Genomic DNA, 10781 nt, shown 5'->3' on the forward strand with positions numbered 1-10781 from the left:
GGGCAGCGATCTGCGGGGCGGAAGGACCCGGTGATACGATATGGGTCTGAATCGCGCGTCGCCGGAGTTTTTTGTGAGTGTGAATGTGACCTTGATGCTGACGACTGTGCCGGATGCGGCCGTCGCTCAGAAGCTCGCTGCGGAGGCGCTCGCCGCCCGTCTTTGTGCGTGCGTGACGCAACTCGGCAGCGTGCAGTCGAGTTATCACTGGCAGGGTGCAGTCGAGACTGCCGAGGAAATCCAGTTGCTGTTCAAGACCAGCCTGGCACGCGCGCCCGAACTCGAGCAGTACATCCAGGCTCACCATCCCTACGACACGCCGGAGATCCTTTGCTGGCAAGCGACGGCATCGGCCGCGTACGGCCAGTGGATCACTGCTGAAACCCAACGTACTCTCCATGTTTAACGGTCTCGACCGACGTGCGCGAGATGTCCTGCGCGTCGTATTCTTCCTGCTCGGCTGCGCGATGCTCGCGCAATTCGCCACGCCTGCCCGTGCCGCAGACGACTTTCTCGACCCCGCCGTCGCATTCAAATTCAGCGCGACCGAGCAGCCCGGCGAAGTCGACGTGACATACAAGATCGCGGACGGCTACTACATGTACCGCGAGCGCTTTGCATTCGCGACCCGAAACGGCACGGTCACGCTCGGTGAGCCGCAATTGCCGGCGGGTCACGTCAAGTTCGATCAGACGTTCAACAAGAACGTCGAAACCTATCGCAACGAGTTGACGATCCGCATTCCGGTCAAACAGGCCACGGGCCCATTCGATCTGGCGGTGACGTCGCAAGGTTGTGCCGACGCCGGCATTTGTTATCCGCCGATGGAGCGTGTGTATCACGTGAGCGGCGCGGCTTTGCAGCCTGCTGGCAGCGGGGCGCCCGCCGTGGCCACCCAGCAATCCACGGCGGACGACGAGCCCTGGTATGAGCGCGCCACCAGCGCCGACTATGCCCAGTCGCTGCTGCAGCGCGGCGGCTTCTTCGCGATCGTCGGGCTGTATTTCGTGGCCGGCGCGATTCTGAGCCTGTTGCCGTGTTCGTATCCGATGATCCCTATCCTGTCGGCGATCATCATCGGTGAAGGCGCGCGAGTCACGCGTTCGCGTGGCTTCGCGCTGTCGCTCGCCTATGTGATCGGTATGGCGCTCGTGTACACCGCGCTCGGCGTCGCGGCGGCACTCGTTGGGCAGAGTCTCGGCGCGTGGTTGCAAAACCCGTGGGTGCTCGGCGCGTTCGGCGTGTTGCTGACGATTTTCGCGCTGCTGTTGATCTCCGGTGTCGACATCGAACTGCCGGCGCGCTGGCGGGATCGCATGTCGAGCGCGTCGGCGGGACGCTCGGGCGGCAAATTTACCGCTGTCGCTGTGATGGGTGCGCTTTCCGCGCTGGTGGTCGGCGCGTGCATGACTGCTCCGCTCTTTGCCGTGCTCGCGTTTATCGCGCATACCGGCAACGCCGTGCTCGGCGGTGCCGCGCTGTTCTCGATGGGTATCGGGCTCGGCGTGCCGCTGCTGATCCTCGGTCTCGGCGCAGGCACGTTCCTGCCGCGCGCGGGTGCGTGGATGGACGGCGTGAAGGTGTTCTTCGGCGTCGTGCTGCTCGCTGCCGCGCTGTGGATCGTTTGGCCGGTGCTGGGCGCGGCCGCGACCATGCTGTTGAGCGCACTCTGGCTGCTGATCGCGGCGGCCGCGCTCGGGCTTTTTTCAGCGCCGATCGCCGGCGGATCGGTATGGCGCCGGCTCGGCCGCGCGGTCGGGGTGGTGATGGCCGTATGGGCGGCGACATTGCTGGTCGGTCTGGCGGCGGGATCGTCGGACCCACTGCGGCCGCTCGCGGTCCTCGCGGCGCGCGGCGGCGTCGAGGCGACTGCCGCCAATGGGCCCGATTCCACTGGTGCGGCGCCACAGAGCGATTTGACGTTCGCGCCGGTACGTTCGTCGGATCAACTCGACCAGGCCGTCAAAACCGCCGCACAGCCCTCCATGCTCGATTTCTACGCGGACTGGTGTGTGAGCTGCAAGGAAATGGAGAAGTTCACCTTCAGCGACCCGCGCGTCCAGGCAAAACTGAAGCAGATGAAGCTGCTGCGCGCCGATGTCACCGCGAACAATACCGACGATCAGGCGCTGCTCAAGCGCTTCGATCTGTTCGGGCCACCGGGCATCATTTTCTTCGACCCGGGCGGCAAGGAAGTACTGCGGGTTGTCGGCTACGAGTCGGCGGATAAATTTCTTCGCACGCTGGATCGGGTGAAGCCGGCCGGCGTGTAGTGGGGCGTGCCGCAGGCGGCGCTCCTGCGCCGCATCGCCTGAAGAAGACCTGCATAAAAAACGGCAGCTCGACCACGAGGTCTGCCGCCGTTCTTCGTTGCATCAACCAGCAGGCGAGCGCTAAATCGCGCTCAAGCTACTGCGCGCTGCGGCCTACTTCTGCGAACGCAAAATTCGCGCGGCATCGAGCGCGAAATACGTCAGCACACCGTCCGCACCAGCCCGCTTGAACGCGAGCAGCGATTCCATCATCACCTTGTCGTGATCGAGCCAGCCGTTCTGCGCGGCGGCCTTCAGCATCGCGTATTCGCCGCTTACCTGATACACGTAGGTCGGGAACTGGAACTCGTCCTTCACGCGGCGCACGATGTCGAGGTACGGCATGCCCGGCTTGACCATCACCATATCCGCGCCTTCGTTGATGTCCGCCTGCACTTCGCGCAGCGCCTCGTTCGAATTGGCCGGGTCCATCTGGTACGTCATCTTGTTGCTCTTGCCGAGGTTCGTCGCCGAACCGACGGCGTCGCGGAACGGGCCGTAGAACGCCGAAGCGTACTTCGCCGCGTAAGCCATGATGCGCGTGTGGATGTGGTTCTCGCTCTCGAGCATCTCGCGGATCGCGCCGATGCGGCCGTCCATCATGTCCGACGGCGCGACGATGTCGACGCCGGCCTCAGCCTGCGCGCGCGCCTGTTCGACGAGGATCTCGACGGTATCGTCGTTGATCACATAGCCGGCTTCGTCGAGCACGCCGTCCTGGCCGTGACTCGTGTACGGATCGAGTGCGACGTCGGTGAGCACGCCGAGATCGGGGAAATTCTTTTTCAGCTCGCGGACGGCGCGCGGAATCAGGCCGGCAGGGTTGGCCGCCTCGCGGCCATCGGGCGTCTTCAGCGACGGCTCGATCGCGGGAAACAGCGACAGGACCGGCACGCCCAGCTCGACGCATTGCTCGGCGACGCCCATCAGCAGGTCGACCGATACACGCTCGACGCCCGGCATCGACGGCACGGCCTGACGCACATTCGTGCCTTCGACGATGAAGACGGGGTAGATCAGATCGTTGGTGGTGAGGATGTTTTCGCGCATCATGCGACGCGAGAAGTCGTCATGGCGCATGCGGCGCGGACGGTGGTGAGGATAGAAGCTCATATCGAATCGAGGATCGTGGATGGGTGGAGTGGACACGTAGCGCCTGCCTCCGCTCCCGGAAACTTTTCGAGACAATGGTATATCATACCGATCGAGCAAGGCGCCTTGCGCTGACCTCCCCGCTTCTCCTCCCTGAGCGGGTGCCTGTCGTTTTTTCGATTAGGCTGTTTAACCCGCCGTTCAAGCGGCGGGTTTTTTTATGGGCGGCCGGAAAGTGCGGTCTTAGCCGCCATTTCATGGTTTCCGGTGCCGGTTGGCATTCATTCGGCGGTCTGCGTATCGGCCGCCGCCTCGGGAATCAGCCAGCTTTCGATCAGTGCATGCGCCTCATCGAGCCCGGTGCGCTTGAGCGCCGAGAACAGTTGCGCGCTCAGTTCACCGCGATAGCCGGCGGCGCGGTATTCGGCCAATCCCTTCTGGGCGGTGCGCAACGCGTTCGTGCTTTCCTGGCGCGTCAATTTGTCGCATTTGGTCAGCAGCGTGTGGATCGGCTTGCCGGTCGGCGCGAACCACTCGATCATGCGCCGGTCCAGCTCCGTCAGCGGCCGGCGCGAGTCCATCATCAGGATCATGCCGCGCAACTGCGAGCGCGATTGCAGATAGGTGGACAGCAGCGCTTCCCAGTGCGCCTTCGCCGCGCCAGGCACTTCCGCATAGCCGTAGCCGGGCAGGTCGACGAGATAGCCCGTCAGTTCGTCCACCTTGCCCACCGAAAAATAGTTGATGTGCTGCGTGCGGCCGGGCGTCTTACTCGCGAACGCGAGCCGCTTCTGATTGCAGAGCACATTGATCGCGGTCGATTTGCCCGCGTTCGAGCGTCCGGCAAAAGCGATTTCGGGCTGCGCGGTTGCGGGCAGATCGCGCAGATGATTGACGGTAGTGAAGAAACGGGATTCGTGGAGCAGGAAGGGCATGGTGGAAGCCAGATGGAAGACGCCGCGGAACTCGCAGCGGGAACGGGGTCAAGCCCGACTGGCGTCTAAGCGATTAGCGAGTTATTGTACAATACGATGGTTTACTGAAAACCTGAGGGGGCCGCCCCACGTGCCTTGGGGGCTCCTGGCGGTCACTCGGTCGCCGTCGTCGTACTTTGCAGAACCTCTAAAATCCCACAAGACGAGACAGGGTGTGCGAATGAATCGACTGTGCAAGACTCTGATGGTGCTTCACGTAGCGGCAGGTCTTTCAGGTTTGGCAATTCAGGCACGAGCAGCAGATCCGGCGAAACCGGACGTCAATCGGGGGCAGGCAATCGCCATGCAGGTCTGCGCGTCATGCCACGGGGCAGACGGCAACAGCGCCGGTGGTGCCTATCCGAAGCTGGCGGGCCAGCATCCTGAGTATCTCGTCAAGCAGCTCAGAGATTTCAAGACGCAGCCGGGCGCCAGGCAGCCCGCGCGCAACAATGCGATCATGGCGGGCATGGCTGCGGCGCTGTCCGATCAGGACATGGTCAACGTCGCGGCCTATTTCTCGACGCAGACGCCGAAGCCCGGCTATGCGCATAATAAGAACACTGTCGCACTCGGTCAGCAGATTTATCGCGGCGGCATCGCCGACCGGGGCGTGCCGGCCTGCGCAAGCTGCCATGGTCCCACCGGTCAAGGCATCCCGTCGCAGTTCCCGCATTTGTCGGGACAGTGGGCCGAGTACTCGGTGGCGCAGTTGACCGCGTTTGCCCAAGGGCCGGGCGCGCGTAATAACAACGACGCGATGCATGCGATAGCATCGCGTTTGTCGGACAACGAGATCAAGGCCGTCGCCGATTACATCGCGGGCTTGCATTAGGAATCCGCACGCGGAATGCAACCGGCTCGGCGAGGCCGGTAAAAACAAGAAAAGGGTGAGGGTGTCGTCTCTACGATAGCCCTGCACCCTTTTTTGCTGTTCAGTCGGAGTTTGAATGAGCGTCACCACGTCGGGTCTGCAGTCGAAGTCGAGCAATCGCGTCTTGCGCAGTACCGTCGAGCTTCTGAGCTCGATGCGTTTCGCCATTGCACTGCTCGTGATTCTGTCGATCGCCAGCATCATCGGCACTGTCCTCACGCAGGACGATCCGTATCCCAACTACGTCAACCAGTTCGGCCCGTTCTGGGCGGACATCTTCCGCGCGCTGAGCCTTTACACGGTGTACAGCTCGTGGTGGTTCATGCTGATTCTCGGCTTCCTGATGGTGTCGGTGTCGCTGTGCGTGATCCGCAATGCGCCGAAGATGCTCGCCGACGCGAAGAGCTGGAAGGACAAGGTCCGCGAAGGCAGCCTGCGTGCGTTTCATCACAAGGGCGAGTTCGCGGTGCACGGCACGCGCGCGCAGACCTCGGCGGTGCTCGCCAGGCTCTCGGCGAAACTCGGCTACAAGTTCGTCACGCGCGAGTCGGAAGGCGCGACGCTGATCGCCGCGAAGCGCGGCGCGCTGACGAAGTTCGGCTACATTTCCGCGCACCTCGCGATCGTCGTGATCTGCCTCGGCGGCCTGCTCGACAGCAACCTGCCGATCAAGCTGCAGATGTGGCTGTTCGACAAGTCGCCGATCAACTCGAACACGGTCATCAACGAGATTCCGCCCGAGCATCGGCTGTCGCAATCGAACCCGACGTTCCGCGGCTACGCGTGGGTCCCCGAAGGGCAGCACGTGTCGACGGCGATCCTGAACCAGCCCAACGGCTCGCTGATCCAGGACCTGCCGTTTTCGATCGAGCTGAACAAGTTCATCGTCGATTACTACTCGACCGGCATGCCGAAGCTGTTCGCAAGCGACATCGTCGTGATCGATCACAAGACCGGCGCGCGCGTGCCGGCGCGCGTCGAGGTCAACAAGCCGTTCGAATACGACGGCGTGTCGATTTACCAGTCGAGCTTCCAGGACGGCGGCTCGCAGATGCAGATGACCGCCTACCCGATGTCGGGTCCGAGCGCGAAGACCGCGCCGTTCGGCGGCACGATCGGCGGCAGCGCGCCGCTGAGCACGGCCACGCCGCTCGCTGACGGGCAGACCGTCGAGTTCACCGACTTCCGCGCGATCAACGTCGAAAACATCTCGAACGGCAGCGGCCAGAACGACGCGCGCGGCGTCGCCGCGCATCACTCGCTGAAGGAAGCGTTCGACGAGCGCCTCGGCTCCGGCGCGAAGACCTCGAAGCCGCTCGATCTGCACAACGTCGGCCCGTCGGTGCAGTACAAGATTCGCGGCAAGGATGGCCAGGCGCGCGAGTACAACAATTACATGCTGCCGGTCGACGTGAACGGCGAAAAGATGTTCCTCGCCGGCATGCGCCTGAACCCCGACGACCCGTTCCGCTACCTGCGCATTCCGGCCGACAGTGGCGGCACGCTCAAGGAGTGGATGGGCCTGCGCGCGACGCTCGAAGACCCCGCGAAACGCGCCACGGCCGCGCACCAGTTCGCGCAGCGCTCGGTGCCGGGCTCGAATGCCGAACTGCAGCAACATCTCGAGGAAAGCGCGCTGCGGGTGCTGACCCTTTTTGCGGGCGCCGACAGCAGCCTGAAGATGCCGAATGGCGAAACGCCCGGCGGTTTCCAGGCGATCGCGGGTTTTATCGACCATTCGGTGCCGAAGGGCGAGCAGGAAAAGGCTGCGGGCCTGCTGCTGCGCATGCTCGAAGGCGTGACGTGGGACTTGTGGCAACTGTCGCGCCAGCAACTCGGCGAGCCCGCCGCGCCGGCCAACGCGGACTCGAGCCGCTTCATCCAGAGTTCGCTCAACGCGATATCCGACAGCTTTCTGTATGGATCGCCCGTCTATTTGCAGCTTGACTCATTCAAGCAGGTGCAAGCTTCGGTATTTCAGTTGACGCGCGCGCCTGGCAAAAAAGTCGTGTATCTTGGCAGCCTGCTTCTCGTGTTGGGCATCTTTTCGATGTTCTACGTCCGCGAACGGCGTCTGTGGTTCTGGCTCAAAGATACCGAGCACGGCACGAACGTCGTGATGGCGATGTCGAGTGCGCGCAAGACGCTCGACTTCGAAAAGGAGTTCGTCCAGACGCGCGACGCCGTAGGCGCCGCACTGGGCGCGAAACTCAGCGCAGCAGCCGACGCCGGCCCGTCCGCTCAGGCCGGCGCGCCAAGCTCACAGGATTCGACCCGGTAAGATCATGGACTTGACTCACGTTTCCTCATCCGCTTCTTCTCCCGCTTCCGCCGCGCGTGCCGACAAGGCGTTCGCGGGCGGCACGCCCGAACAGCTTCCGTACTACGACGAACGGCCGTTCCTGAAACGGCTCGGTATCGTCGACTGGCTGTTCGCGCTGGTGCTCGTCGGGGGCGCCGGGTTCGCGCTGTCGCGCTATCACCCGTTCATGAACTACTACGACAAACTGGTGCTGGTGTGCTCGGTGCCGGTTTTCGTCGTGCTCGGCTGGCGCTGGAAGCCGGTGCGTCCGCTGATGGTGGGGATCGCCGCGCTGTCGCTGTTCGCAATCCAGATCTATCACGGCGATCTGAGCCGCGCCGACAACGCGTTCTTCCTCAAATACTTCCTGTCGAGCCAGTCCGCGATCCTGTGGATGAGCGCGCTGTTCGTATTTGCGACCGTGTTCTACTGGATCGCGCTGCTGTCGCGCTCGCCGACCGGCGCCGCGATCGGCTCGAAAATGACGTGGGCGGCTGTGCTGATGGGCTTCGTCGGCATGATGGTGCGCTGGTACGAGTCGTACCTGATCGGCGCGGATGTCGGCCATATTCCGATCTCGAACCTCTATGAAGTGTTCGTGCTGTTCAGCCTGATTACGGCGCTGTTCTATCTGTACTACGAGCAGCACTACAACACGCGTGCGCTCGGCGCATTCGTGCTGCTCGTAATCAGCGCGGCGGTCGGCTTCCTGATGTGGTATTCGGTCGCACGCGATGCGCAGCAGATTCAGCCGCTCGTGCCGGCGCTGCAAAGCTGGTGGATGAAGATTCACGTGCCGGCGAACTTCATCGGCTACGGCAGCTTCGCGCTGTCGGCGATGGTCGGCGTCGCGTATCTGGCGAAGGAACGCGGCATACTCGCGGATCGTCTGCCCGAGCTCGAGGTGCTCGACGACGTGATGTACAAGTCGATCGCGGTCGGTTTCGCGTTCTTCACGATCGCGACGATTCTCGGCGCGCTATGGGCCGCCGAAGCGTGGGGCGGCTACTGGAGCTGGGACCCGAAGGAAACGTGGGCGCTGATCGTCTGGCTGAACTACGCGGCGTGGCTGCATATGCGTCTGATGAAAGGCCTGCGCGGCGCGGTGGCCGCATGGTGGGCGCTGACCGGCCTGCTGGTCACGACGTTCGCGTTCCTCGGCGTGAACATGTTCCTGTCGGGCTTGCATAGTTACGGCAAGCTGTAAGATCGGCCGCGCTGCACCGACTAAAAACCGCCGAGTGCCTGGTCACCGGCGGTTTTTTCATGGCGGACGGAATATCCGTTGCATCCAGACGTTTGCCGTTCGAGTGCCTGCGCCAGTACCGGCGCGGGGATTGGCGTCAATGCCGCGGATGACAGATGCCCCCGAACGGGCGATCATCAATACGGCCCTGCGACGCGCGCGACGCGGCGGGGCAGCAAGGAGCAGCACCATGTGGATCAAGCGAAGCGACAGCATTCAACTGACCGGCGATGACATCGCGCGCAGCGAAATCACGCCGCGGCATGTCTTCGAGAACCGGCGGCGCATCCTGCAGGCGGCGGGCGCGATGGCGCTCGGCAGCCTGATCGGCGTGAGCGGCGAGGCGCTCGCGACGTACTCGTCACCGGACCCGAAGGCGCAGAAACTCGCGGCGAAAACGAACACGAAGTTCGTCGCGCTGGACAAGATCACGCCGTACAAGGACATCACGACCTACAACAACTTCTACGAGTTCGGCACCGACAAATCCGATCCCGCGCAGAACGCGGGCACGCTGCGCCCGCACCCGTGGAAGGTGAGCGTCGAGGGGGCGATCAAGAACCCGAAGGTGTACGACATCGACGAATTGCTGAAGCTCGCGCCGCTCGAGGAACGCGTGTACCGGCTGCGTTGCGTCGAAGGCTGGTCGATGGTGATTCCGTGGATCGGCGTGTCGCTGTCGGAACTGATCAAGCGCGTCGAGCCGACCGGCAACGCGAAGTACGTGCAGTTCATCACGCTTGCCGATCCGTCGCAGATGCCGGGGTTGTCGACGCCCGTGCTCGACTGGCCCTACTCCGAAGGCCTGCGCATGGACGAAGCGATGCATCCGCTGACGCTGCTGACGATGGGCGTCTACGGCCAGGTGTTGCCGAACCAGAACGGCGCGCCGGTGCGGGTCGTGGTGCCGTGGAAGTACGGCTTCAAGAGCGCGAAGTCGCTCGTGAAAATCCGCTTTGTCGAGAAGCAGCCGCCGACGAGCTGGAACACGTATGCGTCGAACGAATACGGCTTTTATTCGAACGTGAATCCGAACGTCGATCATCCGCGCTGGAGCCAGGCGACCGAGCGGCGCATCGGCGAGGACGGTTTTTTCACGCCGAAGCGCAAGACGCTGATGTTCAACGGCTACGGCGATCAGGTCGCATCGCTCTATCAGGGCATGGACCTGAAGAAGAATTTCTGAGGCGACGGCGATGACGATGACTTCCGAGACGCAATCCGTCACCCGGAACGAACCCGCGACGCAAGGGGCGACCTCGGCCGCGCGAGCGAAAGCGTCGGCGGCGCAGCGGCCCGTGGGCGGCGCGCGCTGGATCGTGCCGGCCAAGGTCGCGGTGTTCATCGCGGCGCTGTATCCGCTCGCGCGCATCGTGCTGTTCGGCATGACCGACCGGCTCGGCGCGAATCCGATCGAGTTCATCACACGCTCGACGGGCCTGTGGACGCTCGTGTTCCTCTGCATCACGCTGGCGGTGACGCCGCTGCGCCGCCTCACCGGTGTCGCCGCGTTGCTGCGCTTGCGGCGCATGCTCGGTCTTTATGCGTTCTTCTACGCGGCGCTGCATTTCACCACCTACCTCTGGTTCGACAAGTGGTTCGATCTCGCGGCGATTCTGAAGGACATCGGCAAGCGGCCGTTCATCACGGTGGGCTTCGCGGCGTTCGTGCTGCTGATCGCGCTCGCGGCCACCTCGCCACGCGCGATGGTGCGCAAGCTCGGGCGTCGCTGGCAGACGCTGCATCGCGCGATCTACGCGATCGGCGTGCTCGCGATCCTGCACTTCTGGTGGATGAAGGCCGGCAAGCACGATCTGCTGCTGCCGAAGATTTACGGCGCGATCATGATCGCGCTGCTCGGCTGGCGTCTGGTGGTGTGGCTGCGCGAGCGGAGTCTGAAAACGCGGCGACGGTGACGGCGGGCGCTCGGTTTACGCTGCTTGGGTGGCGATAGCGTTCAATAGCAAAAAGGCGATGCCGT

Annotated in this window: 9 protein-coding genes; 7 read left to right on the top strand and 2 right to left on the bottom strand. The window is 63.4% G+C overall.

The features are described from left to right. The first annotated feature begins 79 nt into the window (after window positions 1-79). Both cutA and dsbD read left to right on the top strand, forming a co-directional pair. Window positions 80-406 (top strand): divalent-cation tolerance protein CutA, encoded by a 327-nt coding sequence (gene cutA / locus F3J19_RS21140; protein WP_205988803.1) that lies wholly within the window; start codon window positions 80-82, stop codon window positions 404-406. Next, window positions 399-2273: a protein-disulfide reductase DsbD gene (dsbD, locus tag F3J19_RS21145; RefSeq protein ID WP_167045450.1), complete on the top strand. Its 1875-nt coding sequence runs from the start codon at window positions 399-401 to the stop codon at window positions 2271-2273. Before cutA ends, dsbD begins: the two co-directional genes overlap by 8 nt. Before the next feature lie 153 nt (window positions 2274-2426). Here dsbD and hemB read toward each other — a convergent pair whose 3' ends face one another. Further along, the gene (hemB, locus tag F3J19_RS21150) at window positions 2427-3425 is read right to left on the bottom strand and encodes a porphobilinogen synthase (protein ID WP_167045453.1); all 999 of its coding nucleotides are present in this window, start codon (window positions 3423-3425) and stop codon (window positions 2427-2429) included. Window positions 3426-3685: 260 nt separating this feature from the next. Continuing rightward, on the bottom strand, window positions 3686-4339 hold the full coding sequence (gene yihA, locus F3J19_RS21155; RefSeq protein ID WP_167045456.1) for a ribosome biogenesis GTP-binding protein YihA/YsxC: 654 nt from the start codon (window positions 4337-4339) through the stop codon (window positions 3686-3688). Between the two features lie 220 nt (window positions 4340-4559). Here yihA and F3J19_RS21160 point away from each other — a divergent pair, with 220 nt between their 5' ends. The 5 genes from F3J19_RS21160 (at window position 4560) to msrQ (ending at window position 10716) form a co-directional block, all read left to right on the top strand. Beyond that, window positions 4560-5213: a c-type cytochrome gene (locus F3J19_RS21160; RefSeq protein ID WP_167045459.1), complete on the top strand. Its 654-nt coding sequence runs from the start codon at window positions 4560-4562 to the stop codon at window positions 5211-5213. Window positions 5214-5328: 115 nt separating this feature from the next. Continuing rightward, the gene (locus F3J19_RS21165) at window positions 5329-7533 is read left to right on the top strand and encodes a cytochrome c biogenesis protein ResB (RefSeq protein ID WP_167045462.1); all 2205 of its coding nucleotides are present in this window, start codon (window positions 5329-5331) and stop codon (window positions 7531-7533) included. A 4-nt stretch (window positions 7534-7537) separates the two neighbouring features. Next, on the top strand, window positions 7538-8761 hold the full coding sequence (gene ccsB, locus F3J19_RS21170; RefSeq protein WP_167045465.1) for a c-type cytochrome biogenesis protein CcsB: 1224 nt from the start codon (window positions 7538-7540) through the stop codon (window positions 8759-8761). A 229-nt stretch (window positions 8762-8990) separates the two neighbouring features. Next, window positions 8991-9986, top strand: a complete 996-nt coding sequence (gene msrP / locus F3J19_RS21175; RefSeq protein WP_167045468.1) for a protein-methionine-sulfoxide reductase catalytic subunit MsrP — start codon at window positions 8991-8993, stop codon at window positions 9984-9986. Between the two features lie 16 nt (window positions 9987-10002). Further along, a complete protein-coding gene (gene msrQ, locus F3J19_RS21180) occupies window positions 10003-10716 on the top strand; it encodes a protein-methionine-sulfoxide reductase heme-binding subunit MsrQ (RefSeq protein WP_205193123.1) in 714 nt (237 codons plus the stop codon). Window positions 10717-10781 lie beyond the last annotated feature (65 nt).

Source organism: Burkholderia sp. Ax-1724, from assembly GCF_011752995.1.
Classification (GTDB): Bacteria; Pseudomonadota; Gammaproteobacteria; order Burkholderiales; family Burkholderiaceae; genus Paraburkholderia.